General features: G+C 65.9%; 24 protein-coding genes and 1 pseudogene. 11 read left to right on the top strand and 14 right to left on the bottom strand.

Features of this window, described 5'->3' with window-relative positions; all coding sequences use genetic code 11:
• The first annotated feature begins 62 nt into the window (after nt 1-62).
• Complete coding sequence (locus R4P95_RS13860) at nt 63-1292, top strand: helix-turn-helix transcriptional regulator (protein ID WP_213577627.1); 1230 nt, start codon at nt 63-65, stop codon at nt 1290-1292.
• Here the strand turns inward: R4P95_RS13860 and fdhD are convergent.
• The 8 genes and pseudogenes from fdhD to R4P95_RS13820 form a co-directional block, all read right to left on the bottom strand.
• On the bottom strand, nt 1285-2106 hold the full coding sequence (fdhD, locus tag R4P95_RS13855; RefSeq protein WP_317744164.1) for a formate dehydrogenase accessory sulfurtransferase FdhD: 822 nt from the start codon (nt 2104-2106) through the stop codon (nt 1285-1287). The genes R4P95_RS13860 and fdhD overlap by 8 nt on opposite strands.
• On the bottom strand, nt 2106-4412 hold the full coding sequence (locus R4P95_RS13850; protein WP_317753821.1) for an FdhF/YdeP family oxidoreductase: 2307 nt from the start codon (nt 4410-4412) through the stop codon (nt 2106-2108). Before R4P95_RS13850 ends, fdhD begins: the two co-directional genes overlap by 1 nt.
• 4 nt (nt 4413-4416) lie before the next feature.
• Nucleotides 4417-5049: an MBL fold metallo-hydrolase gene (locus R4P95_RS13845; protein WP_213576083.1), complete on the bottom strand. Its 633-nt coding sequence runs from the start codon at nt 5047-5049 to the stop codon at nt 4417-4419.
• The gene (locus R4P95_RS13840) at nt 5046-6131 is read right to left on the bottom strand and encodes an S-(hydroxymethyl)mycothiol dehydrogenase (protein WP_213576082.1); all 1086 of its coding nucleotides are present in this window, start codon (nt 6129-6131) and stop codon (nt 5046-5048) included. The genes R4P95_RS13845 and R4P95_RS13840 overlap by 4 nt, the downstream gene beginning before the upstream one ends.
• Nucleotides 6132-6336: 205 nt before the next feature.
• Nucleotides 6337-6495, bottom strand: a pseudogene (locus R4P95_RS13835) (serine hydrolase domain-containing protein); the annotation flags it as partial.
• 67 nt (nt 6496-6562) lie between these two features.
• On the bottom strand, nt 6563-7588 hold the full coding sequence (locus tag R4P95_RS13830) for a magnesium transporter CorA family protein (protein ID WP_317744166.1): 1026 nt from the start codon (nt 7586-7588) through the stop codon (nt 6563-6565).
• A gap of 72 nt (nt 7589-7660) precedes the next feature.
• On the bottom strand, nt 7661-8179 hold the full coding sequence (msrA, locus tag R4P95_RS13825) for a peptide-methionine (S)-S-oxide reductase MsrA (RefSeq protein ID WP_213576081.1): 519 nt from the start codon (nt 8177-8179) through the stop codon (nt 7661-7663).
• 99 nt (nt 8180-8278) lie between these two features.
• A complete protein-coding gene (locus tag R4P95_RS13820) occupies nt 8279-8752 on the bottom strand; it encodes an NUDIX domain-containing protein (protein WP_213576080.1) in 474 nt (157 codons plus the stop codon).
• 146 nt (nt 8753-8898) lie between these two features.
• Between R4P95_RS13820 and R4P95_RS13815 the strand changes: the two genes are divergently transcribed.
• The 5 genes from R4P95_RS13815 to R4P95_RS13795 all read left to right on the top strand — a co-directional run bounded on the left by R4P95_RS13815 (nt 8899) and on the right by R4P95_RS13795 (nt 12926).
• Nucleotides 8899-9138, top strand: a complete 240-nt coding sequence (locus R4P95_RS13815; protein WP_109335416.1) for a hypothetical protein — start codon at nt 8899-8901, stop codon at nt 9136-9138.
• A 211-nt stretch (nt 9139-9349) separates the two neighbouring features.
• Complete coding sequence (locus R4P95_RS13810) at nt 9350-10675, top strand: lipase family protein (RefSeq protein WP_317744167.1); 1326 nt, start codon at nt 9350-9352, stop codon at nt 10673-10675.
• A gap of 122 nt (nt 10676-10797) precedes the next feature.
• A complete protein-coding gene (locus tag R4P95_RS13805; protein ID WP_213576078.1) occupies nt 10798-11484 on the top strand; it encodes an ANTAR domain-containing protein in 687 nt (228 codons plus the stop codon).
• Nucleotides 11485-11781: 297 nt separating this feature from the next.
• On the top strand, nt 11782-12270 hold the full coding sequence (locus R4P95_RS13800) for a hypothetical protein (RefSeq protein ID WP_317744168.1): 489 nt from the start codon (nt 11782-11784) through the stop codon (nt 12268-12270).
• A 281-nt stretch (nt 12271-12551) separates the two neighbouring features.
• Nucleotides 12552-12926, top strand: coding sequence for a hypothetical protein (locus tag R4P95_RS13795; RefSeq protein WP_317744169.1), 375 nt, complete (start codon nt 12552-12554; stop codon nt 12924-12926).
• 63 nt (nt 12927-12989) lie between these two features.
• Here the strand turns inward: R4P95_RS13795 and R4P95_RS13790 are convergent, their stop codons facing one another.
• Entirely contained in the window at nt 12990-14567 is a 1578-nt protein-coding gene (locus R4P95_RS13790; protein WP_317744170.1) for an alkaline phosphatase D family protein, read from the bottom strand.
• Between the two features lie 113 nt (nt 14568-14680).
• On the opposite strand from R4P95_RS13790, the gene R4P95_RS13785 reads away from it, so the two are divergent.
• Complete coding sequence (locus tag R4P95_RS13785; RefSeq protein WP_317744171.1) at nt 14681-14941, top strand: hypothetical protein; 261 nt, start codon at nt 14681-14683, stop codon at nt 14939-14941.
• Nucleotides 14942-14998: 57 nt separating this feature from the next.
• Here R4P95_RS13785 and R4P95_RS13780 read toward each other — a convergent pair whose 3' ends face one another.
• Nucleotides 14999-15469, bottom strand: a complete 471-nt coding sequence (locus tag R4P95_RS13780) for a DUF6069 family protein (RefSeq protein ID WP_213576074.1) — start codon at nt 15467-15469, stop codon at nt 14999-15001.
• A 184-nt stretch (nt 15470-15653) separates the two neighbouring features.
• Between R4P95_RS13780 and R4P95_RS13775 the strand changes: the two genes are divergently transcribed.
• The 4 genes from R4P95_RS13775 to R4P95_RS13760 all read left to right on the top strand — a co-directional run bounded on the left by R4P95_RS13775 (nt 15654) and on the right by R4P95_RS13760 (nt 21830).
• Nucleotides 15654-16166 carry a nitroreductase family deazaflavin-dependent oxidoreductase gene (locus R4P95_RS13775; protein WP_249354336.1) on the top strand — a complete coding sequence of 171 codons (513 nt, stop codon included), beginning with the start codon at nt 15654-15656 and terminating at the stop codon, nt 16164-16166.
• Between the two features lie 72 nt (nt 16167-16238).
• Nucleotides 16239-16865, top strand: coding sequence for a TetR/AcrR family transcriptional regulator (locus R4P95_RS13770; RefSeq protein WP_317744172.1), 627 nt, complete (start codon nt 16239-16241; stop codon nt 16863-16865).
• Between the two features lie 34 nt (nt 16866-16899).
• A complete protein-coding gene (locus R4P95_RS13765; RefSeq protein ID WP_317744173.1) occupies nt 16900-18612 on the top strand; it encodes an AMP-binding protein in 1713 nt (570 codons plus the stop codon).
• Nucleotides 18609-21830: an acetyl-CoA carboxylase family protein gene (locus tag R4P95_RS13760; RefSeq protein WP_317744174.1), complete on the top strand. Its 3222-nt coding sequence runs from the start codon at nt 18609-18611 to the stop codon at nt 21828-21830. Before R4P95_RS13765 ends, R4P95_RS13760 begins: the two co-directional genes overlap by 4 nt.
• Before the next feature lie 21 nt (nt 21831-21851).
• Here the strand turns inward: R4P95_RS13760 and R4P95_RS13755 are convergent, their stop codons facing one another.
• The 4 genes from R4P95_RS13755 to R4P95_RS13740 are packed head-to-tail and all read right to left on the bottom strand — an operon-like array spanning nt 21852 to nt 25804.
• Nucleotides 21852-22853: an MDR family oxidoreductase gene (locus R4P95_RS13755; RefSeq protein ID WP_317744175.1), complete on the bottom strand. Its 1002-nt coding sequence runs from the start codon at nt 22851-22853 to the stop codon at nt 21852-21854.
• A gap of 34 nt (nt 22854-22887) precedes the next feature.
• A complete protein-coding gene (locus tag R4P95_RS13750; protein WP_317744176.1) occupies nt 22888-23865 on the bottom strand; it encodes an LLM class flavin-dependent oxidoreductase in 978 nt (325 codons plus the stop codon).
• Nucleotides 23866-23906: 41 nt separating this feature from the next.
• A complete protein-coding gene (locus R4P95_RS13745; protein WP_317744177.1) occupies nt 23907-25325 on the bottom strand; it encodes an MFS transporter in 1419 nt (472 codons plus the stop codon).
• Nucleotides 25322-25804 carry a MarR family winged helix-turn-helix transcriptional regulator gene (locus R4P95_RS13740; protein ID WP_317744178.1) on the bottom strand — a complete coding sequence of 161 codons (483 nt, stop codon included), beginning with the start codon at nt 25802-25804 and terminating at the stop codon, nt 25322-25324. Before R4P95_RS13740 ends, R4P95_RS13745 begins: the two co-directional genes overlap by 4 nt.
• Nucleotides 25805-25846 lie beyond the last annotated feature (42 nt).

The raw sequence follows: 25846 nt of genomic DNA, 5'->3' as shown, positions 1-25846 counted from the left end.
ACCCTCGTAAGGTGGTTCTCTCCAGCTCGACCTCGGTGTCACCTGCGGATCTTCTCGGCTCGATGCGCGACGTCATCGACGGCTCGCTCCCCGACATCGCCGTTCGGTTCTCGAAATTTCTCGCCGACATCTGGCCGCACACCGCACTCGTGATCTTCACCCGTGAATGCACGGGACGTCCCCGGAAGGTCAGCGGAGATCCGTCGATCACCGAGCGGGTCACCATCACCGAACTCGATGCACTGCGCACCCAGCTGGCCGTGGACGAGGTCTTCGACGATCACGCCGTGATCGCCGGCTCGAAGCGGAAGGTGTGGGCACTGCTGGACGCCACCGGCACCTTGCTGCTCGTCGTACCGAAAACTCGTCAGCGCATCCGCGACGTCGACCTGGTCGGGGCCGCGTTCGGTGTCGTGGCCGTGTCCATTCGACTGCAGGTAGCGCAGGCCAGTCCGGCCTATCTGGCGGAGTCGCGGGCGGCGTCGAGCGAGAGGGCCAGGACCATCGTCGAATTGACGGATCTGCATGCCGCCACCCTCGAGTCGATCCTCGCCACTCTCCGGTCCAAGGATCTCGACGATCATCGGTCGCGCATCACGGCGAGCGAGACCGCGTCCACAGCCCTGGTGGCGCTGCGCTCGGCCGGTGAGTCCGACCGTCTCCTCACGGAGGAAGCCGTCACCACCGCATTCGCCCGACTACAGGGTGAACTCCGGCCCCTTCTGCAGCACCGGCCACTCGTCGTCGACTACGTCGATCCGCCCGTGGACGGACGGGCCCTTCCCGGTGAAGTCGCGCATGCCGCACGCGCGGTGGTGCGCAGCGCTGTTCTCGCCTTCGCCGCACAGGCGACGCTCGAACGGATTCGCATCGCCTGGGACTGCGACGGATCCAATCTTCTGGTCGAAGTCCGCGACGACGGCGCCGGCGGCCTGGACACCGACGCACTCGTTCGGCAACTGTCGGGCCGCGTCCACACCCTCGGTGGGCGGATCGCCGTCGAGTCCGTCGACGGGTGGGGCTCCCGCGTCGCCGTCGCCATTCCGCTCGATCCTCCGGCGGTGAAGCCCGACGAACAACAGCTCGGCGACCTCAACCCCCGCGAACTCGAGGTGCTGGGCCATCTCGCCACGGGCAAGCGGAACAAGGCGATCGCCGACAGCCTCGGCATCAGCGAGAGCACCGTCAAGTTCCATGTTGCCGGGGTGTTGAAGAAGCTCGGGGTGGGGTCGCGCGGAGAAGCAGGGGCGATTGCGCTCGAGGCAGGTATCCGCGCCGACAGCCTCAGGTGATGCGGTCGGGGTGGGTGTAGATGTTCATGGTGGTGCCGCGGAGGAATCCGATGAGGGTGAGTCCGGTGTCGTGGGCGAGGTCGATCGCCAACGAGGAGGGGGCGGACACGGCGGCGAGGACCGGGATCCCGGCCATCACTGCTTTCTGGGCGAGTTCGAACGATGCCCGCCCCGACACCAGCAGGATGCTCCCCCGCAGCGGGATGCGGCCCTGTTCGGTGGCCCAGCCGATCAGCTTGTCGACCGCGTTGTGCCGTCCGACGTCCTCCTTGACCGTCAGCAGGTCCCCGGTAGCAGTGAACAACCCGGCCGCGTGCAACCCGCCGGTGCTGTCGAACACCTTCTGCGCCGCCCGCAGCCGGTCCGGCAGCTCGGCGATCGTCGCGGACGGCACCCGCACCGGGTCGGTGGCCGGGGAATGCTTCGTGCGTTGCCGGATCGCGTCGAGGGACGCCTTCCCACACACTCCGCAGGAGGAGGTGGTGTAGAATTTGCGTTCGATGCCGGTGTCGGGCAGGAAGATCCCCGGGGCGAGGTCGACGTCGAGGACGTTGTAGGTGTTGACCCCGTGCTCGTCGACGCTGTTGCAGTATCGGATCGACGCAATATCCGCCCGGTCGGCGATGATCCCCTCGGTCAGCAGGAACCCCTGTGCCAGTTCCACATCCGAACCCGGGGTGCGCATCGTCACCGCCAGCGGGGTCCCGTTCACCCGAATCTCGAGCGGCTCCTCGACCACCACCGTGTCCGGGCGGGTCGACTGCCGGGTATCGGTGATCCGGGTGACCGGGGTCCGCAGCGTCACCCGCCCCATCAGGACCGCCTCTCGAGCCGGATCAGCACGGCCTTCGACACCGGAGTATTCGACGTCACCGCCACGTGATCGAGCGGAATCAGCGGATTCGTCTCCGGATAATAGGCGGCCACATTCCCCACCGGCGTCGGATATGGCACCAGCCGGAAATCATCCGCCCGCCGCTCCTGCACGGTCCCGTCCGGGGTGGTCCACTCCGACACCAGATCCACCCGATCCCCGTCGGTGAAGCCCAGCGCGGCAAGGTCGTCGGTGTTGATGAACAGCACCCTGCGGCCGCCCTTGACGCCGCGGTAACGGTCGTCGAGCCCGTAGATGGTGGTGTTGTACTGATCGTGCGACCGCATGGTTTGCAGGATCAGTTTCCCCGCCGGCACCGGCAACCAGGACAGTGCGTTGACGGTGAAGTTCGCCTTCCCCGTCGTGGTGTCGAACCGGCGCTCATCCCGGGGTGGATGCGGCAGAGCGAACCCGTCGGGCGCACGCACCTTCCGGTTGAAGTCCTCGAACCCCGGGATCACCCGGGCAATACTGTCGCGGATCCGGTCGTAGTCGGCGGCGAACTCCTGCCAGGGCACCGGATGGTCGGGACCGAACAATGCCTGGGCGATCCCGCACACGATCGCGACCTCGCTACGTAGATACTTACTGGCCGGGGGCAGGCTGCCGCGGGACAGATGCACCACCGACATCGAGTCCTCCACCGACACCTGCTGCTTTCGCCCGGACTGCACATCCTTGTCGGTGCGGCCCAACGAGGGCAGGATCAGTCCGGTTCGCCCGGTCACCAGGTGGGAGCGGTTCAGTTTCGTCGACACCTGCACCGTCAACGCACAGTTACGCAGGGCGGCCTCGGTGGTGGCGGTGTCCGGGGTCGCGGAGACGAAGTTGCCGCCCATCCCGACGAACACCGACGCCTTCCCGTCCCGCATCGCCCGGATGGAGTCGACCGCGTCCAGACCGTGCTTACGCGGGGAAGCGATGCCGAATTCGGTGTCCAACGCGGTCAGGAAGGGTTCGGGCATCTTCTCCCAGATCCCCATCGTCCGGTCGCCCTGGACGTTGGAGTGCCCGCGGACCGGGCACACTCCGGCACCGGGTTTGCCGATCATCCCCTGCAGCAGAAGCAGGTTCACCGCGTCCTGAATGGTCGCAACCCCGTGCGTGTGCTGGGTCAGCCCCATCGCCCAGCAGATGATCGTCTTCTTCGACGCGATCAACGCCTCCGCCGTCTGCTGGATCTGTTCGAGGGTCAGCCCGGTCGCCTCGACGACAAGGTCGAGGTCGACCTGCCGGATGGCGGCGGCATAGTCGTCGAATCCGGCGGTGTGCCGGTCGATGAAGTCGCGGTCGATCACCGTGCCCGGGTTGCGGTCCTCTTCCTCGAGCAGGAGCCGGCCCAACCCCTGGAACAGGGCCTGGTCGCCGCCGATCCGGATCTGCAGGAACTCGTCGGCGATCTGCACCCCGTTCCCGACCACCCCGTGCACTTTCTGGGGGTCCTTGAACCGCAGCAGCCCCGCCTCCGGGAGCGGGTTGATCGCGATCACTTTCGCCCCGTTACCTTTGGCTTTTTCCAGGGTGGAGAGCATGCGAGGGTGGTTGGTGCCCGGGTTCTGCCCGGCGATCAGGATCAGGTCGGCGTTCTCGATATCCGGAACGGTCACCGAGCCCTTCCCGATCCCGATCATCTCCACCAGAGCCGACCCGGAAGATTCGTGGCACATGTTCGAGCAGTCCGGCAGGTTGTTCGTGCCGAACGCCCGAATCATCAACTGGTACACGAACGCCGCCTCATTACTGGTGCGCCCGGACGTGTAGAACACCGCCTCGTCCGGCGATCCCAGCGCGCGTAGTTTCCCGGCGATCATCGCGAACGCGGCGTCCCAGCCGATCGGCTCGTAATGCGTACCCCCCGGCAGCAACACCATCGGATGCGTCAGCCGGCCCTGCTGCCCCAACCAGAACTCGGTCTTGCCCAGCAGCTCCGCCACCGAATGCTCGGCGAAGAACTCCGGTGTCACCGTGCGGGTGGTGGCCTCCTCCGCGACCGCCTTCGCCCCGTTCTCGCAGAACTCCGCGTGCTTGCGGTGCCCCGGTGTTTCCGGCCACGCACACCCCGGGCAGTCGAACCCGTCCCGCTGATTCAACTTGAACAACGTGCGGGCCGTGCGCACCGGACCCATCTGCTCCAACCCGCGGCGCAACGACACCAACACCGCAGGAACACCTGCCGCATAGGACTTCTCGTGCGTGACGACGACATCATCCTCGTCGAAGGTGTACCTGTCGGTGGTGTCGGTCATGAACTCAGTTTCCTCGTGCAATCCACTCGGCGAGGTGCGGGGCCTCGGTGCCGATCGTCGTTCCGTCTCCGTGCCCGGTGTGCACGGTCGTCTCCTCAGGGAGGGCGAACAGCCGATCGCGGATCGATCCGATAATCGTCGGGAAATCGGAGTACGACCGTCCCGTCGCCCCGGGGCCACCGGAGAACAGGGTGTCGCCGGAGAACAGAGCACCCACCTCGGGCAGGTACAGGCAGGACGAACCCGGCGAGTGCCCCGGAGTGTGGATCACTTGAATGTCGGTGCCGGCGATAGCGATACGTTGTTCGTCCTCGAGCCGCCAGTACTTCGCGTCGGGGTGCGTCATCTTCCAGAGGATGTCGTCACCCGGGTGCAACAGCACCGGAGCGTGCAAGCGCTCCGCGAGCTCCGGAGCGACGGTGACGTGGTCGTTGTGACCGTGCGTGCAGATCACGGCGTTCACGTGCCGGCCGTCGACCGCGTCGATGATCGGCTGCGCCTGATGGGCGGCGTCGACGATCACCACGTCGGTGTCGTCACCGATCAGCCAGATGTTGTTGTCGACGTTCCACTCTCCGCCGTCGAGAGCGAAAGTACCCTCGGTGACGACCCGCTCGATCCGCAGCTTCCCGCTCACAGGACCACCACCGAACGGAGCACCTCACCGGCATGCATGGTGTGGAAGGCCTGTTCGACCTCGTCGATCTTGATGCGCTCGCTGACGAACTTCTCGAGGGGAAGCCGGCCCTGCTGGTACAGATCGACGAGCATCGGGAAGTCACGCTCGGGCAGGCAGTCGCCGTACCACGACGACTTCAACGAACCACCGCGGGAGAAGAAGTCGATCAGCGGCATCTCGAGCTTCATATCCGGGGTCGGCACACCGACCAGGACGACGGTGCCTGCGAGGTCGCGGGCGTAGAAGGCCTGCTTCCAGGTCTCGGGTCGGCCAACCGCGTCGATCACCACGTCGGCACCGAAACCGCCGGTGAGCTCCTGCACGGCCTCCACTGCATCCACGTTCGAACCGTTGATCGTGTGGGTGGCACCGAGATCCTTCGCCCACTCGAGCTTCTTGTCGTCCCGATCGATCGCGATGATCTTCGACGCACCGGCAAGCCGGGCTCCCATGATCGCCGCATCACCGACGCCGCCGCAGCCGATGACGGCGACGGAATCGCCGCGGCTGACGTTGCCGGTGTTCACCGCGGCACCCAGACCGGCCATCACACCGCAGCCGAGCAGGCCGACGACAGCAGGGTCAGCCGACGGGTCCACCTTGGTGCACTGACCAGCGTGCACCAGCGTCTTGTCCGCGAAAGCCCCGATACCCAGCGCGGGCGTGAGTTCGGTGCCGTCCTCGAGGGTCATCTTCTGCGTCGCGTTGAATGTGTCGAAGCAGTACTGCGGACGGCCACGCTTACACGCGCGACACTGACCACACACAGCACGCCAGTTCAGGACCACGAAGTCGCCGACCTCGACCGAATCGACGCCCTCACCGACGCTTTCCACGATGCCTGCGGCCTCGTGACCCAAAAGGAACGGGAACTCGTCGTTGATCCCACCCTCACGGTAGGTGAGGTCGGTGTGGCAGACCCCGCACGCCGCGATGTCGACGACTACTTCTCCGGGTCCGGGGTCGGGAATGGTGATGGTCGCGATCTCAACGGGGGCACCCTTCGAGCGGGCGATGACACCTCGTACCTGCTGCGGCATGGGACTCGTTCCTTCGGTCGATCAGTGTGGCGGATCGATGCATCGCTATATATGCACCTCTCCCCGGAACACTACGGACCGCAGCACCGAGGGGGGACTGATCAAAGGGACTGGCCGACCTGGTCGGATTGCCAGCCCGGCCAGGTCGCAGCCCGTCGGCCGCCCGTGTTGTTACCCGCGCTCAGCCCATCGCTGCGAACGCGGCAGACACGTCTTGAGCACAGTGCCGGACCTCGACGTCGCCCCTGCCGCTCGCAGCAAACTCCAGCCAGTACCGAGCGACAGGCGCGTACACGTCGAGCAGCCCTCGATCGACGAGCACGAGCGCGGCCAGCGCGGTCACGGTCTTGGTGCACGATGTGGTATCGACGTGCTGTGATTCAATCACTCGATCGCCGTGGACCAGCTCGGGAGCACCGTGCGCGCCGCGGTCACAACCAGCCGCGGCGCTTGAACACCACATAGAGCAGGGCGGCGGCGGCCACGATCACGACCGCGCTCGACACCACTCCGCCGTTGTGCCCGAACCCAGGGTAGGGAACGTTCTGCCCGTACCAGCCGGTGACCGCGGTCGGTACGGCGATGATCGCCGCCCACCCGGTGAGCTTCTTCATCACCGTGTTCAGTCGAGCGTCCTGCAGGGACAGATTGGTTTCGAACACGGTAGTCACCATGTCCCGCAACGATTCCGTCCATTCCGTGGCACGGATGACGTGGTCGTAGAGGTCGGCATACCAGCTGTCCAGAGCAACGCTGCTGCCGTGCTCCTCACGGTGCCGCATCACCGCGGTGACCACTTCGCGCATCGGCAGCACGACGCGCCGCAGTTCCACCAGTTCCTTCCGCGCCCGGTACGTGTGCCGCTGGATGACGCGGGTCTGTGCGCGGTCGTCGAACAGTCCCTCTTCGAGGTCCTCGATGGCGTCGTCGAGCGACTGGATGGCGTCGAACTGTCCGTCGACGATGACGTCGAGGAGACCGTGGAGCAGGGCGGCCGTTCCGTGCTGCAACAGGTCGGAATTGTCGTCCCAGCGCCGCAGCACCTCCTCCATGTCGAATCCCGCCGAGCCGGCGTCCGCACGCCGCACCGTGACGATCCCGCGGGGAAGGACGAACACCGACACCCTGCTGGTACGCAGACGCGACCCCAGACTGTCCGGCGGCGCGTCCACCGTCAGCCGGGTGGCATAGACAGTGAGGAAGGTGTGGTGCGCGTACCGCGTCGCCTTCGTGCGCTCGGCATGCGCGAGGACGTCTTCGACTGCGTGCTGGTCGAGCGCGAGCTCCTCGGCGAGCTCACACAGTTGCGCGTGGTCGGGGTCGCAGAGGTCCAGCCAGACAAGGACACCGTCCTCCTCGAGGTGGTCGGACACCTCAGCGAGAGGAAAGTCCGTGGCGGCGAGCCGGCCCTGCCGCCACAGACGAGTCCTGACAGGTTCCTGCGTACCGATGGTCACACCGTGCAGTGTGCCCGAAGCCGGAACGGCAGTGTGCCCGAAGCCGGAACGGCACACTGCCCGACCGAGCGCTCAGCCGACCTCGGCGTCGCGACGCGGAAGCTTCCACCCCGGCCGCACGAAGTGGCAGGTGTATCCGTCCGGCAACCGCTGCAGATAGTCCTGGTGTTCGGGCTCCGCCTCCCAGAAGTCGCCTGCCGCGGTCACCTCTGTGACCACCTTGCCGGGCCAGAGTCCGGAGGCATCCACGTCGGCGATCGTGTCCTCGGCGACGCGTCGCTGCTCGTCGCTCGTATAAAAGATGGCCGAGCGGTAGCTTGCTCCGATGTCGTTACCCTGCCGGTTCTTCGTCGACGGGTCGTGGATCTGGAAGAAGAACTCGAGAAGGTCGCGGTAGGACGTCTTCGACGGATCGAACACGATCTCGATCGCTTCCGCGTGCGAGCCGTGGTTGCGGTACGTCGCGTTCGGTACGTCGCCGCCGGTGTATCCCACGCGTGTGGAGATCACACCCGGCTGCTTACGCACGAGTTCCTGCACACCCCAGAAGCAGCCTCCGGCCAGGACGGCGGTCTCGGTGACGTTCGACATTGTCCGTTCCCTTCATCGGGGCGCGAGTACACCCCGTGTCGTCTCTCCCCCTCCACAACACCGGCCGTCCGCATCTATTCCGCAGCGAGGTGCAGTCTGCTACGGCCCGGCGCCTTCCACAGCGCTTTCCAACTCGTCCAGGAATGCCACCTGTGCGGCGATCAGTCTGATCCGCGCCACTGCGACGGAACACCACTCGACCCGGTCGATCTCGGGGAACGACGTCAGCCGGCCCGATCGAGGCGGCCACTCCATCTCGAATTCGTTGCTCACCGCGTCGGTGAGGTCGAGGTCGCCGCGCACAGCAAATGCGCTGACCACCTTCCCCGCCCGTTGCCGGACCGGAGCAAGAGGAACTACCGCACCCTGCGGCGGATCGAGACCGACTTCCTCTCGAAATTCCCGCTGCGCCGCAGCCCACGGGTCTTCGTCGACGGCATACTCCCCCTTCACGATCGACCACGCTCCTGCGTCCCGCCGAGCCCACAACGGACCACCCGGATGGCAGATCAACACTTCGAGCACACCGTCCCGGATGCGGTATGGGAGCACCCCCGCACTCTGCTTCGCCACCACACCAGCATGTCACGGACGTGTGACGGCGCTGCGAATGTTCGGCCACACCCACGAGCTTCTTCTCCCGTTCCGCCGTAGCCGGCAGCCGGGGTGAGGTACGTATTGGGAGGACAGGGGGCCTGGCGATCGAGGAGGAGTTACAGATGAGCGATCAGGAAACCGGTGCGGTGACGGGAACGAAAGACAAGGATTACAACTTGATCTGGTTCGTCGAAGCGTCGCTGAGTAACGCTCTGCGTCTGGACGGCTACATCCGGGACGCCGAACGCGCCGGAGACACCGAGCTCATCGACTTCTTCCAGCGAGCAAAGGCCGTGAGCCTCAAGGGTGGCGAACTCGGAAAAGGACTCCTCGCAGCCCGGCTCGCTCCCAAGGACAGCTGACTCCGGCCTCGGAGACGGACATCGTCGCCGATTCGGGATGAGAAGTCGGTTCGAGGAAGGTGCGACCCAGGACGTACGGGACGCCCGCGCCCAGTGACCGGGGTCACCGCGTGCAGACGCCCGTCGGCGCTGTGAGAGTCTGTCACTCGTCGTACCGCATAACCGACCGAGCTTCCGTCTCCGCGGGGTTCTGTCCTGGAAAGGTCGCACAATGAGTGTGAACGCCGAAATTACCGAGGGGCCGCTGTCGGGACCGATTCTTCCGGAACCGGTCGGGCGAAGCCGGCCGGTCTTGCCGGGGGACGACCCCTTCTACGTCCCACCCGCCGGTTTCGCCGCCGCGGCGCCGGGTGCCGTGCTCCGCAGCCGCGAAGTCGAACTGGCTCTCCTCGGCGTCATCCCACAGAAAGTGTCGGCCTGGCAGCTGCTGTACCGCAGCTGTGACCTGCACCAGGCTCCCGAGGTGGCGGTCACCACCGTGCTGCTGCCGTTCTGCGCCGACCCGGACGAGGAGCGGCCGCTACTGGCTTACCAGTGCGCGATCGACGCCATCGCCGACAAGTGCTTCCCGTCGTACGCACTGCAGCGGGGTGCGTTCTCGCCCGGCAGCCTCCCGCCCCTCGAGATGCTGATCATCGCCAATGCGCTCGAGCGGGGCTGGGCCGTGACGCTGGCCGACCATGAGGGCATGGGTGGCTACTTCGGCGCACCCCGCGAACCCGGTTACCGGGTCCTCGACGGGATCCGTGCGGCGCTCAGTTTCCCGCCCCTCGGACTCGACGCCGCGACCAGAGTCGGCGTGTGGGGATATTCCGGCGGCGGCATGGCCTCGTCCTGGGTAGCCGAAATGGCCCCCGAATACGCACCCGAAATCGACATCGTCGGCGCAGCCCTCGGCGCCCCGGTCGGCGACCCGGGCGAAACCTACATCCGGCTCAACGGCACCCTCCACGCCGGCCTCCCCGCGCTCGTCGTCGCCGGACTGCGCCACCTCTATCCCGGTCTCGGGCGAGTGATCCGCGACCATGCCGACGACGAAGGAATTCGGCGACTCGACAAGATCGAAACGATGTCGACGGTGGAAGCTGTTGCACGTTTCGCCCGTGACGACTTCGACGACTACACCGACATCCCCCTCGCCGATATCCTGGCCACACCCGAGGTCCTGGAGGTGTTCGACGACATCCGGCTCGGCGGACGCATTCCCGAGTGCCCTTTACTGGTGGTGCACCCGGTCCACGACCAGATCATCCACATCGAGGACGTCGACGGGCAGGTCGAGCGGTATGTCGAGGGCGGCGCCCACGTCACCTATGTGCGGGACCGATTGAGTGAGCACCTGTCACTGATGGTGATCTCCGCGCCCGCCATGCTCGAGTGGCTGACGGACCGATTCGCCGGCACACCGCTCCCACCGTCCGGGACCACAACCGTGTGGTCGATCGCGTCCTCTGCGTTGTCCCCACTTCACGGGTTGCTCACCGTCGGACGGACCGCGGTGCGGGTGCTGTTCGCACGACCGCTGGGCCCGAACTGACCACAGACACCGGCAGCAATCCCCGGTGCCCCGACGTCGGAGCGCACGGCCGCCTAGGGTGGACGAAGGGAGACGGTTGCACGGCTGTCTCGTGACGGCGTCGACGGACAGAGGAGGCTGTGATGAACGGTTCGGGGAGCGGCGACATCGTCCGCACCATGGCTGACCTCGCACGCAGTTTCTCCACGCCGCGCTCGATCGAAGACAGTCTGTCCACCGTGACTGCCGCCGCTGTCGACTTGATGCCGACGGAAGCGTGTGCGGGCATCTTGATGGTCTCCGGGGGCGGGAAGAAGTTCGAGTCGGTTGCCCCGACCTCGGACCTCCTGCCCAAGCTGGACCACGTTCAAGAGGAACTCGGCGAGGGCCCCTGTGTCGCGGCGGCTGTGGCGAACCTGGTGGTCCGCTGTGACGACTTCCGCTCCGACGATCGATGGCCGAGATTCGCCGCCGCCGCCGTCGACGTGGGCATCTACAGTTCCATCTCCTTCCAGCTGTACACATCCGAGGGCAAGATGGGTGCGCTCAATCTCTTCGCCTTCGAACCCCACGCCTTCGGTCTCCAGGAAGAGTCGATGGCCGAGGTTCTCGCGGCCCACGCCGCGTTGGCCCTGATGGCCGCGCGCACCAAGGAACAATTGCAGTCCGCGCTGGTCTCCCGGGACATCATCGGCCAGGCCAAGGGCATGATCATGGAACGATTCGACGTCGACGCCATCCGCGCCTTCGAGATGCTCACGCACCTCTCACAGGAGACGAACACCCGCCTCCACGCCGTCGCGGAGCAAATCGTCGAACGCGGAAAATAGGGCACTCCCCCGGGAATATCCGGGCTACCGCCCTCGTTGAGAGTGTCGACGGTGTCCGACCCAATGCCCCGGGTACCACATTAAATATGTCGCTGCGAGCGACCACTTGCCGAGAGGCGCACTGGCGGGCACCGTCACCTTCCGCCGGGTCAGACCTACAGTGCGTAGCGTGCCCGACGCGAATGCGAAGCCGCTGACACCGACAGGTGCCGGCGGCTTCTCACGTTTCGATGCCTTCGCTCAGGTCGACAGAAGAGACAGTGGCCCGGGTGCGGCGGCGATGGCACTATCGGTTCTATGCGCAGACACCGGTGGCCGGCGCAGCCACCACCCGCCACCGGCGGGACCCAGGTGCACGGTCCGACAGTCCTGGCCGCCCATCAAGGCCTGACGCTGCAATTGAACGACATCACCGCCTATCAGAGTGGGATGCAATTGCGCCTCGTCCTGACGGCCACGGGGAGATGCGCCGAACTTGCCCACCACGAGACGCGCTCGCTGACCGACCCCGAGGACTACTCCGGACACTGGTCCTATCTGTCCGTGTTCGTCACTGTCGGCGACATCGAAGGGGAAGCAGATCCCTACCACCCGGTGACCAGATCGATCCGCGCGCGTCCTCCGACCGAGTATCGGACGCTGCCGCACTACTGGGTGGGGACCTGCCAGGATTCGGGTGCCCTCACCCTGACCGCCGGGTGGGAAGCGGTCGGCCTTCCGCCCACCACCACGACCATCGAGCTGGGACCCAACCCATATCTACCCTCGACCAGCCGCTCCGAGTGAGGGCCGTCATTCGACGCATCGAGAACCAAAAGAAATCGCATCAACGCCGCGAACGGCACACGGCCGAACGAACTGCAGGTCACATACCTCGACCGAGCGACACTTGCTTCTGAAAGGTTGGCCATCACCGCAAAGGCAAGCCCGACGGGTGCACGTCGGCCGCATCGATACCGTATTGTTAGGAGCTTCAAGCCGAGACACCAGCTGTGTAGCAGAGCGCAGACTTGTGTGGCCGGTCGTGGGGCAGTCGCTTCACGATCTTTCACAGAGACGAGACGCCCGTGCCCCTCGCCCATGCTTTCACCAATCGCTACGCAGATGAGCTCATGATGCTCGCTGCGGCCACCCATCGTCCCGCCAGCATCGTCAACATCGGTTGCGGCTACGCCATTCGCATCGATTTCGAGTACCAGCACTATCTCCTCGCCGTCAACGCCGAGGGCGTCCTCGCTGATCAACCAGATGCGGCCGCCCTCTGGCGGGTTACTCTCTTCAAGGAGAGCGACTCGGCCGAGTCCCCCGACCAACTCATCGTCACCGCCGAGTCCAGTTGGCTCGTGGACGCCTTCGACCTGGCCTTCGCCGAGGTGAAAGCCACCGGTCAATGGCCGTCGGCCGACCTCGCGTTCGGCTCCTTCAACCCTGCGGTGACCTGACCGCGCCGATGTCGGCGCGGTGAACCACACGAGCCTCCGCCAGTCGAGCGCCGAGATACGGCGTCACGCCTCGGCGACATTGGGTATCTGGTCCTGGACCACGAAGCTCGCGCGGGTATGGACAGGCGCGCCCGGACGACGGATGTAGGGAACGACGCGGAAGTCGTTGCGCCATAACTGATGGTCCAGCTCGACTCGCACATATCCCCGCTGAGCGTTGAAGAATTTCATGTCGGGATTGGCCGCCAGCAGGCGGCGCCCCGTGTCATTCATGTCGGCGCCGTCGCCACCCGAGGTGATCGACGTGCCCGAGAATTCCGACGCGACGACAGGTGATTCCGGGTCGGCATAGTCCCGGCGCAGGTCCGCGACGATGTTCTGGTGACGATCGCCGGTGATCACTACCAGATTGCGTACGCCGCGATCCGCTGCGCCGCCGAGAACGGCGTTGCGATCGGCGACGTAACCGTCCCAGGAGTCGGAGGAGAGCACCGCGTCCGAGCCTGGGTCGTTGTCGGTCTCACCCATCGCCACCTGATTGCCGATGATCTGCCAACGCGCCGGTGACCCGGTGAATCCGTCGAGCAGCCAGTCCCGTTGCTGCGCACCCAGTATTGTGCGGTCGGTGTCGAGCCGGTCGGTGCAATTCGCCGTCACGTTACCCCCGCACGCCTGCCGGTCCCGGTATTGCCGGGTATCGAGCATGGTGATGTGCGCGAGATCGCCGAAGCGGTAGCGGCGGTGTAGGCGCATTCCCGGCCCGGAGGGTCGCTGAGCGAGCCGCAGCGGCTGGTGCTCGTAGAACGCCTGGAAGGCGGCGGCCCGGCGCCGACGGAACAGTGCGGAGATTCGATAGATGTCGATGCCCAGTCCAGGCGCCTCCGCGGCCCAGTTGTTGTCGACCTCGTGATCGTCCATGGTCACGATCCAGGGGAACGCAGCATGTGCGTCGCGCAGTGGCTGCTCGGCTTTGTACTGTGCGTAGCGCAGCCGGTAGCCGGGCAGATCGACGGCTTCATCGCGGTCGACGCCCATCGACATGCCCTCGCGGCCGCGCCTCCACCCGCGTTCGTAGATGTAGTCGCCCAGGTGGACCACCACATCGAGGTCTTCGTCGCTCAGGTGCTCGTATGCGGTGTAGAAGCCGGAACTCCACGACTGACACGAGGCGAACGCGAACCGCATCCGCGCCGTGGGCTGTCCCGAAGCCGGGGCCGTGCGGGTCCGGCCCACCGGGGAGATCGCCGAGCCGGCACGGAATCGGTAGAAGTACCAGCGGGAGGGCTCCAGGCCGTGGATCTCCGGATGCACGCTATGGGCGAGTTCACGCGTCGCAACAGCCGTACCGCGCGTCACCGGGTGTCGAAAGTTCTCGTCGTGCGCGACCTCGTATTCGACGGTCACCGGATCCCAACCCATGCCGCCGCGACCACCCGGGGCAAGGGGATCCGGTGCCAAGCGTGTCCACAAGACGACACCGTCCTCTGTCGGATCTCCGGAGGCCACGCCGAGTCCGAAGGGGTCATCGCCTCGCCACCGCGGCGCAGGCAACCGCTCGCTGCTCACCGCTGACGTGCCCACCAGCACCGCAGCCGAGCCGGCCATACCTACTCGCAGCAACTGCCGACGGGAGAGGCGCATACACCACGGTATATCCGGCGGGGCGCGGTCGGGCCCCCGATCCGTCATCCGGCCTGCGCCCGCCGATATCGCTACGCTGACACGGTCGGTGCAGTAGACCTTGGGAGGAAGCGGTGGTAGCCGTACAGATACAGGTGGGTGATCTGGTGCAGGCATCCGGTCACGCAGGACCGTGGCTGGTGGTGGAAATCAGCAAGGGCCTCGCGTCACTGCAGCATCCCGACGGACACCGACTGTCGGTCAGGACGACGGCGCTGTCGGTGGTGCACAAGGCAACCAGCCCGGCCGGCGAGGTGAAGGCCGGTGACGGTGAACGGACCGGGACGGCCGCCGACGGCGAATCGGCGGGAGACGCACCCACACTCTTCGACTAGGCGCCGCCGGAACCCGGCGGCGCCTGATCGACCGAGGTCGGGCCGAGTATCACCGGCCTAGACGTTGGCGGTGCGCACGATCCGCCGACGCATCGCTTCCAACCCCACGACGATCGCGGCCGCGACCACGACGTGCATCAGTGAGAGTGAGATGGTGCTGGCAGCGTCGAAATCGGCCTGGATGGTCAGGATGATCGTCGCGAGCGCGAGAACGACCCCGATCACCTCTGCGGGACGGATGATGGCCGGCAATTTAACGGAGATGAGCGCGGCGAGTGTCATTCCGATGAGAAGGGGAACGACCGTCATGACGATAACGCCGCCGGGTGCCGCACTGGTGGTCTTCCCCGCATCCGTCATCTCGAACGACGCACCTGCGGGAAGTGCGAGCAACCACAGCACCAGGTTGGGGACGAGTGCGATCACGGCGGTCCAGAGCACGGCGGCGGGACGGCTCAGTTCGAGGGTGAGCGGATTGAACTTCGTGGCGGCGCTCGTCGCGGTGGCCGTGGTTTCGGTGCTCGACATGTTCGTTCTCCTTCGGTGAGATGCTGACTGACCTTGCTGACATGATCTTGCAACCTCAACCTTTGTCGAGGTCAAGGCATGGGCGCCATGGTTCTTCCGTCGAATCTGAAAGGTAGACCCGAGAGCAGCAGAAAACTCATCGGCGGCGGCGCGCGCACCCTGCCGCTGGGGGATGATGACGGACATGAATGCCGGTTCCTCGTCCTCCGCGCAGCCCCCTCGGCGCCGCAATCCTCTGGTCGCGCTCGCCCGTTGGCTCGGGACACAGGAGTGGGTCATGCGGCTGGCGCCGGTCATCATCTGGCTCGAATCGCATCTGCGCGCGTGGACGGGCAACCGGGTGAGCCTCATTGGCATCGCTGGATTGCAGTCCGTGCAGGTCACGGTTCCGGGACGCAAGAGCGGCACCCCTCGGACCACCGCGCTTCTGTGCATCCCGCACGGCGACGGGTACATCGTCACCGGTTCGAACTGGGGACGGCCCGAGCATCCGATGTGGTCGGCGAATCTACGGGACGCCCAGCAAGCCCGCGTAAGGGCGGGGTCGCACGAGCGCCGGATGAGCGTCCGGATGGTGACGGGCGAGGAACGCGAGCAGCTGTGGGCGTTCGTCACCGAGTACTGGCCCGGCTACCTCATGGAACACGCGCGGTCGGGCGGACGCGAGTTCCGGATTTTCCTCCTCCAACCCCTCTGACCCAAACCCTCCCGGTAGTTTCGCTGATTGCGGCGTGCGATATTGACATTGACGTCAACATCAATCAATACTGTGATCGTGACCACAAGCCAGGCACAGGAGCGGGCACGCACTGCGCGGAAGAACAACGACGGACCGCGGCGGCGGGAGCTCATCCGCGCAGCGGGCGCGTGCTTCGCTGAACTCGGCTACGACCGCACCACCGTCGAGGTGATCACCGGTCGCGCCGACGTCTCACGGGCGACGTTCTACGCGTACTTCTCGTCGAGGGACGAAATGTTCCATGCGGTGGCGGACGAGGTGTGTGAGGAGTTCCTCGAATCCCAGCACGTGGAAGGTCCCGCCAGCGAGGATTTACGTGAAGTCCTGCACACCACAACCAAAGCCTTCGTCGAGGCGGTGTACGCCAACGGACGTGTCCTCGAGCTGATCGAGCACCGCGCGCGTCTCGATCCGGAGGTCGGCCGAACATGGTCTGCCGTGCAGACACGGCTGATTCGTCGGTACACCCGCTTCATCGAGCGGATCAACGAGACCTGCGACGTAGTCCCGTGCGCGTCACCGGCACGGATCGCGCAGACACTGGCCGACGCCCAACTTGCCGGTGCCGCCCGGCTCGTCGACGCCACGCCCCGGGAGCGGCGTCGCTACACCTCCGACGTGACCGCCATCTCCGAAAGACTCATCGGCTTCATCTGAGCCGGAAATATCCGCACAGAATCGGGAGTTCGGTATGCCACCTCCACCTTCGAGTGACCATGCGGTGCTGGAAGCAGCCCTCGCCGACCTTCGCGCAATCCAGGATGCCGCCTGGCCACCGCAGGTACCGAAAGCCGTCGATTATCCGATCGAGGATCGAACGGTCGTCGGCTACCTACGCCATTGGGCGACACGGCGTCCGGACACCGTCGCAATCGATTTCTACGGACGCCGAATCACGTACGCGGAGTTCGACGACCTGTCCGATCGGTTCGCTGGTTGGCTGCTCGAACAAGGGGCCACAGCCGGTGACCGCGTCGGCGTGCACCTCGCGAACTGCCCGCAGTTTCACATCGCAATGCTCGGCATACTCAAAATCGGTGGAGTCCATGTGCCGATCAACCCACTCTTCCGCGAACACGAACTGAGCTACGAACTCAACGATGCCGGGGTCGAGATCCTGCTGACCCAAAACACTTTCGCGCCCATGGTCGAGTCGGTTCGGCGCGACACTCCCTTGCGCCACGTTGCGGTGACATCACTGTCCGACCTGTTGCCGCCCGTACCGAGCGTCCCTCCCCCCTTCCCTGTCGCCGACCCCGCGACCACCGACTGGGCCGAGATCATGGCGTCGCCCCGCGCGGAACCGGTTGCGACCGACCCCGACGCCCTCGCGGTGTTGAACTACACCGGGGGTACCACCGGAATGCCCAAGGGCTGTGAGCACACTCAGTGGCACATGGTCTACACCGCGGCTACCGCGACCGTCGCAGGCGGACGACGAGTCGGTGAGACACCACCGGTCGTTCTAGGTTTCCTTCCCATCTTCTGGATTGCGGGAGAAGATTTCGGAATTCTGTACCCGCTGCTCAACGGCGGCACCGTCGTCCTCCTCACCCGTTGGGATCCGGAAGCCGCGGTGACGCTGATCGAACGATGCCGAGTGACCTCGATGGTCGGGACGGTCGACAATTACGTGGAACTGATGGGTCTTCCCGGATTCGCCGACCGCGATCTGTCGACACTCCACAACGCCATGGCGGTGTCGTTCGTGCTGAAACTCGATCCGGCGATTCGTGCCCGTTGGCGCGACGCCACCGGACACGTGTTGCGAGAAGCCAGCTATGGGATGACCGAAACCCACACCGCCGACACCATCACCCTCGGCTTCCACACCGGCGACTTCGACCTTCTCAGTGAACCGGTGTTCTGCGGGCTCCCGGTACCCGGCACGGACATACTCGTCGTCGATGAGGCAGGCGTACCGGTTCCGATGGGCGAAGCTGGTGAGATCATCGTGCGCAGCCCATCCCTGCTGACCGGTTACTACGGAAAACCCGAGGCCACGGCTGAGGCGCTGCGCGGCGGATGGCTGTGGACCGGTGACATCGGCAAACTCGACGACAGAGGTGCTCTGCACTATCTGGCCCGCAACAAGGAAATGATCAAGACCAACGGTATGAGCGTGTTTCCCTCGGAGGTAGAGGCACTGCTCCTGCTGCACCCCGCCATTCAGTGCGCTGCCGTGGTGCCCAAACCCGACTCGGCGAGAGGTCAGGTTCCTTTCGCTTTCGTCCAACTACTGGCTGATCAGGACGTGTCGGGTGACGAACTTCGAGAGTGGGCAGCCCAGAACATGGCCGGCTACAAGGTGCCCACCGTCGAAGTCCTCGACACTCTGCCCATGACGGCGACAGGAAAGGTCCGTAAGGCCGACCTGTTCACCCTTGCCGAGGAGTACAAGTGACACTGCTCGTCGCCAACCGTGGCGAGATCGCGCTGCGCATCATCCGCTCCGCCGCCGAGATGTCGATCGAGACGGTGGCCGTCTACGCAGAGGACGATGCGGATTGCCCTCACGTGCGGGCCGCGACCGATGCGGCGGCGCTGAGCGGATCGGGCCCGGCCGCCTACCTCGACCACGCCGCACTTCTCGCAGTTGCGGAGAAATTCGGTGCCACCGTGATACATCCGGGGTACGGGTTTCTCAGCGAGAACGCAGAATTCGCCCGCAAGTGCGCACAGGTCGGCGTGAACTTCGTGGGCCCGAGCCCCGACCTGCTCGACGTCTTCGGGAACAAGTCGGCGGCCCGGGATGCAGCCGTCGCGGCGAAGGTGCCGGTGTTGCCGGCAACCAACGGCGCCACCGATCTCGACGGCGTCCGCGCCTTCTTCGCGAGCCGGCCCCAGGGCATCATGATCAAGGCACTTGCCGGTGGCGGTGGCCGCGGAATACGCGCCGTGCACAGCGCCGACCACGTCGACGACGCCTACCGGCTCTGTGCGTCCGAAGCCCAGCTCGGTTTCGGCAACCCCGCCGTATTCGCGGAAGCGCTGCTGACGGGCGCGCGGCACATCGAGGTTCAGGTGGTGGCGGCGCCGTCGTCCGAGGGCGGGCGCGCGCTGGCACTCGGCGATCGTGACTGCAGCGTCCAGCGTCGACATCAGAAGTTGATAGAGATCGCACCGGCACAGGGCCTCGACCCGACGTTGCGCACCGAGCTACACGAGGCGGCCGCCCGCTTGTGCGCCAGTGTGGGGTACCGAGGACTTGCCACCGTCGAGTTCCTCGTCTCTGCCGACGGGTTCTACTTCCTGGAAGTGAACCCGCGAATCCAGGTGGAACACACCGTGACCGAAGAAGTGACCGGTGTCGACCTCGTAGCGACGCAGCTAGCGATCGCCGCCGGCACCGATTTCGAGTCGTTGCTCCTCCCCCACGGAATTACCGCCATCGGGCTCGACACCTCCGGTGAGCCTGCCGCGTCCCGGGGTATCGCCGTGCAGGCGAGGATCAACATGGAGACGATGCGTTCCGACGGGCAGGCCGTTCCCGCCGCCGGCACCCTCACCGTGTTCTCCCCACCGACCGGACCCGGTGTTCGGGTCGATACCTATGGGCGGCCGGGACTCTCCCCGAGCCCGCGTTACGACTCCCTCCTCGCCAAGGTGATCGTCCTCTCCCGCGGACCCGCGTTCTCTGCCGCCGTTCGGAAAGCGGAGGCGGCGCTCGCCGAGTTCGAGATCGAAGGCGTCCCCACCAACATCGCGTTCCTGCGTGCCATCCTCACCGATCCGGATTTCGGCAGCGGGGTCGTCGGCACCGATTATCTCGGCGAGCGAATGAGCAGGCTGGTCGAGGACGCGCAGGCCCAGCAGGGTCCGCACGTTCCGTCCACCGCCGTCGAGTTGCGGGCCGGCGAAGAAGTGTTGCGGGCGGAGATGGCCGGAACCATCGTCGAAGTGGTCGACGAAGGCCGTAACGTCGACTCGGGCGCCGCGTTGGTGGTACTCGAAGCGATGAAGATGCAACACGCGATCGCCAGTCCCGCGGCCGCGATAGTGGAACGACTGCTGATCGCTCCGGGACAGACTGTGGCTACCGGGGATCCACTTGTCGTCATCCGCCGCACCGGCGCCGATTCAGCCCAGATGGCAGACATTGCCGTCGAGCTGGACGGTGCACGCGAGGATCTGGCCGAGATCCGGCGCCGGCACGAGGTAACCCTCGACGCCGCCCGTCCCGCAGCCATGGCCAAGCGGGCGAAGCTCGGTCGCCGCAGCGCCCGGGCGAACATCGAGGACCTCGTCGACCCCGGCAGTTTCGTCGAATACGGTCCCCTCGTCCTCGCGGCTCAGCGCAGCCGTCGCTCCGAACAGGACCTGATCGACAACACACCGGCAGACGGCCTGGTCGCGGGACTCGCGACCATCAACGGCGACGTGTTCAGCGCGGCTGCGTCGGAGGCGGTGGTGCTGTCGTACGACTACACCGTCCTCGCCGGTACGCAGGGGATGCGCAACCATGCGAAGACCGACCGGGTGATCGGATTGGCTGCGCGTAAACAGATTCCGTTGGTTCTGTTCGCCGAGGGCGGCGGTGGCCGGCCAGGCGATACCGACGCCGGTACCGCGGCCGGACTCGACCTCGACACGTTCCGGTCGCTCGCGGCCCTGAACGGGAAGGTGCCGTTGATCTCGATAGTGTCGGGCCGGTGCTTCGCAGGTAATGCCGCGCTGGCCGGGGTCTGCGACGTCCTCATCGCCACACCCGACGCAAATATCGGCATGGGTGGACCAGCCATGGTGGAGGGCGGCGGGCTGGGTGTGTACCGGCCGGAGGACATCGGACCCGTCGAGGTGCAACGACGCAACGGGGTGATCGACCTCCTTGCCCGGGACGAAGCTCACGCGGTGGAGCTGGCCAAACGGTATCTGTCGTATTTCCAGGGACCGCTTGCACAGTGGTCTGCCCCGGACGAGCGGATTGCCCGGCACGTCGTTCCCGAGAACCGGTTACGCGCGTATGACGTTCGCACTGCCGTCGACGCGATCGCGGACGTCGACTCGGTACTCGAACTGCGACCCGACTACGGGGTCGGCATCCTGACGGCACTGATGCGGGTCGAAGGGCACCCGTACGGAGTGGTCGCCAACAGCAGTCATCACCTGGGCGGCGCCATCGATGCCGTCGCGGCAGACAAGATGGCCGACTTCCTGCGACTGTGCGAGTCGTTCGGTCTTCCGGTGGTCTCTCTCTGCGACACACCGGGATTCATGGTCGGACCGGATTCGGAGAAGGACGCAACCGTACGCCGGTTCGGCGCACTGTTCATCGCGGGCGCGCGAATGACCGTGCCTTACGGCACGATCATCCTGCGCAAGGGCTACGGCCTCGGAGCGATGGCCATGGCGGGCGGATCGTTCCACGCCTCACAGTTCACGGTCGCCTGGCCGACCGGCGAAATCGGGGCTATGGGTTTGGAAGGTGCCGTCCGACTCGGATTCCGGAAGGAACTCGACGCGATCGACGATCCGGCCCAGCGCAATGCGGCGTTCTCTCAGCTGGTCGATGCGGCGTACCAGCAGGGCAAGGCACTGAACGCGGCCACGATCTTCGAACTCGACGATGTGATCGACCCCGCCCAGTCCCGCTCCTGGATCGTGCGCCTCCGCCGCCCGTGAGTACTTGTCAACCGCGCGATGTCAATAAGTACTCACGGGGGCGAAGCCCACGACGGCACGGCCCGAGTAGGACCCGGCCCGCACCTGGTCGATCACCGATACCACCTCGGCGATCGGGACGTCGTGGGTGATCGAGTCGAGGTGCGTCGGCGCCAGATCGGTGGCGAGACGTTTCCACAGGCGGCGGCGCTGCGCGATCGGGTACTGCACCGAATCGATACCGAGCAGGCTGACCCCGCGGAGGATGAACGGCAGCACCGTGGTGTCGAGGCCGGATCCACCGGTGAGTCCGCTGGCCGCCACCGAGCCGCCGTACTCAATGGTGCTGAGCACGTGTGCGAGGGTGGCACCGCCAACGCAATCGACCGCGGCCGCCCACTGCGTTTTGCCCAGCGGGCGAGGCTTGGTGTCGGGTTCGGGTAGCCGGCCGATCACCTTGCTCGCACCCAGGCTGGTCAGCAGCTCGGCCTTCTCGGGTTTCCCGCTCGATGCCACCACGTCGAAGCCGGCAGCGGCGAGAAGATCGACGGCAACCGTTCCCACACCGCCGCTCGCGCCGGTGACCAGCACCGGACCGTCGCCCGGTTCGAGTCCGCGGGACAGCAACGCCTCGACGCTCATCGCGGCCGTGAAACCGGCTGTCCCGATCGCGGCCGCGGTCCGGGTCGACATGCCGTCCAGACGCACCACCCAGTCGGCCGGGACCCGGGCGAACTGCGCGTACCCACCGTGGCGGGCGGTACCGATGTCGTACCCGTGCGCGACTACCTTGTCGCCGACCGCGAACTCCGACGACTCCGAGTCGACGACGGTGCCGGCGAGGTCGATGCCGGGCACGATCGGGTATGCGCGTACCACTCCGCCTTTCGGGGTGAGCGCAAGAGCATCCTTGAAGTTCACGCTGGAGTACTCGACCTGAATGGTGACCTCACCCGGCGGGAGAAACGACTCGTCGACCGTGTCGGGGGCGAGTTCGATCGTGCCCTCGTTCTCGCGAGCGATCCAGGCGGTGAAGTCCTTCATCAGTTGATCTCCTGACCTCGAGAATGGTGACGGTTCACTCACGGTACAGAAGCGACAGCGATCGGTCGGCGTCGAACAGTGCCTCGCGGTCGAACGTCGATGTGGACGCGAGAAGCTCATCCGCGCCGGTGCGGGCGAACAGGGAGTCGAGCTGCTCCCGCACCTCGTCCGCCGTTCCGTGGATCGACGACTCGATCGACGCGTCGATCTGTTCACGCATCCGCTGTGTCCACGGCCGATCGCGCAAGACCGAGACCGGTTCGAGGGCCGGAAACTCACCCGTCCGGCCCGACGACGCCAGCGCCCACGCCTCCGGTAGCAGGAGTTCGCGCGCCGCGTCGGTGCTGTCCGCGATCGTCACCTCGAGCGAGATCACCACGTACGGCTTTCGGTTCCCCGGTGAGGGCACGAAGTCGTCCCGGTAGCGATCGAGCTCTGGAATCCTGCCCTCTGTAGCGCCCAGTATCGGCCCGCCGACAACTACCGGCAGTCCGGCGCGCGCGGCGAAGTCGAGCCCCCGCCGGGTGGCGAGCACGAACATCGGGGGTGCTGCCTCCGCCCGGGGTCGTGCGGTGACCGGCGCCGCCCCCTCCAGATACCGCCGCAGCTCGTCGAGGTCGTCCGCGAACGTATCGGGTGCAGTGCGGTCGCGGCGCAGAGCGTCACGGACCGGTCTGGTGAATCCCAGTGACCGCCCCACTCCCAGATCGATCCGCCGCGGGTACAGGGCTTCGAGCATCAGGAATTGTTCCGCCACCACGAGCGGCTGATGATTGGGCAGCATCACGCCACCTGATCCCAGCCGAATGCGGTCGGTGCGGGCTCCGATTGCGGCGAGGAGTACCGGCGGGGAGCCACTCGCGATCCCCGGGACCCCGTGATGCTCCGCCACCCAGAACCGGTGGAACCCGAGCTGCTCGGCGTGCACCGCCCTGTCGATCGTCCCCGTCAGGGCAGCGGCATCGGGCACGCCGGCACGCGTGCGGGATCGGTCCAGGATCGACAACTTCACCCTCGACGCAACCGTCGCTCCGACCCAACTATTTCCCGCAGCTACACCGCGGACACTTGCGAAGACCGGCTGTCGCGCATGCTTCGGGACGTGAGGACGCCGACGAGCAGCACGACTCCCGCAGCCGCGATGAACCAGCCGGTGCGGTGCAGTCCGTCGTCACCGATGATGTGTCCGGCGGTGGCCTGGAGCACCACCGCCGACAGATTCGCACCGATGTATTGGACGGTGCGGTACATCCCGATTGCCGTGCCCACCTCCTCGACCGACGTCACCGAGCTGATCAGATTCTGGTTGCCGATGTTGTTGAAGCCATTCGGTATTCCGAGTACGGCGGCGACGAGCAGCAGCACCACGATCGGTGCGGTACTTCTCTCGACCGAGGCGAGGAGCAGGCCACCCAGCAGCAGCGCACACGTGCCGACGGCGAGTGTCCGCCGGGCGCCGTGCCGCCGGTAGATTCTCGACGCGAGCATCGTCGAGCCGATGCCAACCACTGCGACGGGCAGCATTGTCAGGCCCGCCTCGGTAGCACTCATACCGCGTGAATATTGCAGCCACTGCGGCACTCCGAAGAAAACACAGTAGAACGCCGTATAGGTCAACAGTGTGCGCGCAAGGGTCGCGCCGAGTGCGCGGTTACGGGTGAGCGCCCGGACGTCGATGAACGGTTCCGTCGCCCGCCGTTCCCACTGGACGAATGCGGCGAGAGCGAGCGCCCACACCGGCAGCAGCCACCAGAGCGGTTCCGACGTCGACGACAGCAGGAACAGCATCGTCGAAGACACCAGCACCAGGAACAACAGCACCCCGGCGAGGTCGAGTGAGCGCAGCAACTGCCGGTGACCGACCGACGAACCGCCGACGAACCCGACGTCGGCGAACCGCACAACGGCCAAGGCACTGAAGGCGATGATCGGGAGATTGATCCACATGATCGCCTGCCACCCGAAGGCGCCGACGAGCAGACCACCCAGCGTGGGACCCAGGGCGACGACCGCCTGACTACAGATGGCGAGTGTCGTGATCGCGGTACGCGGCTGCGCGTCGTACTTCTCCGCGTAACCCCGGATCATCGTCATGGCATTGGGATACTGTGTGGCAGTTCCAATTCCGACGAGTATTCGTGAGAAGATCAGCCAGCCGACCGACGGCGCCAGCAAACCCGCGATCGACCCCAACGCCACCAGCGCGAGACCGCCCAGATACACCCGCCGAGCGCCGAGCAGCGAACCCAGCTTGCCCGCCATCGGGGCAGTCACGGCGGTCGCGATGTAGAGGGCGGAGATCACCCAGGCTATTCCGGATGAGGGGCCGAACTGTGCGGCGATACCGACGATCGCGATGGCGATCATCGACGAGTTCAGCGGCTGGAGAATGCTGCCGGTTGCGACCGAGCCGCTGACCCGGAACGGTACCGGGCGGGCGTCCTGTGTCGGAGTGGCGTCGGTGACCGTCACGGAGTCATCAGTGACTCCTCACGCGAACCCGGCCTAGCAGAGTCGGGAAGCCGGCCCCGATCCGGGACGTCGGCGAGCCGCCTCAGCAAGCGGCCGGCGATGAAGAGTAAGTCACGTTCGGCGTCCGTGCAGGTGTCAGCCAACGCCGCCGACAACCATTCACTGCGTTGGGCCCGGTCGGCGGCCAGCATCCGATGCCCGGACTCGGTGATTGCGATGAGACTGGCGCGCGCGTCCTGTGGGTCCACCGTCCGCGAAACCATGCCCGCGCCTTCGAGCATGGTGACCGTGCGGGCGATGGACTGGGGAGTCACCTGCTCGAGGTCGGCGAGCGTCTTGGCGCTCATCGGTCCTTCTCGATCGAGGTGGGCGAGCGCCTGGAGTTGCGTGGGCGTAAGCAGGTGGCCTGCCCGTTTGGTGCGGATGCGCCTTGTGAACAGCACTATGTCTTCGCGGAGCTGATCTACTCGCTCGTCCATTGCGGCCTCCCTGCTTCAGTGTCATTAGCCAGTCTAGCTGTC

It is taken from the genome of Rhodococcus sp. IEGM 27 (assembly GCF_033142305.1).
GTDB lineage: Bacteria > Actinomycetota > Actinomycetes > Mycobacteriales > Mycobacteriaceae > Rhodococcus_F > Rhodococcus_F oxybenzonivorans.
This window is presented reverse-complemented; position numbering and strand designations above follow the sequence as displayed.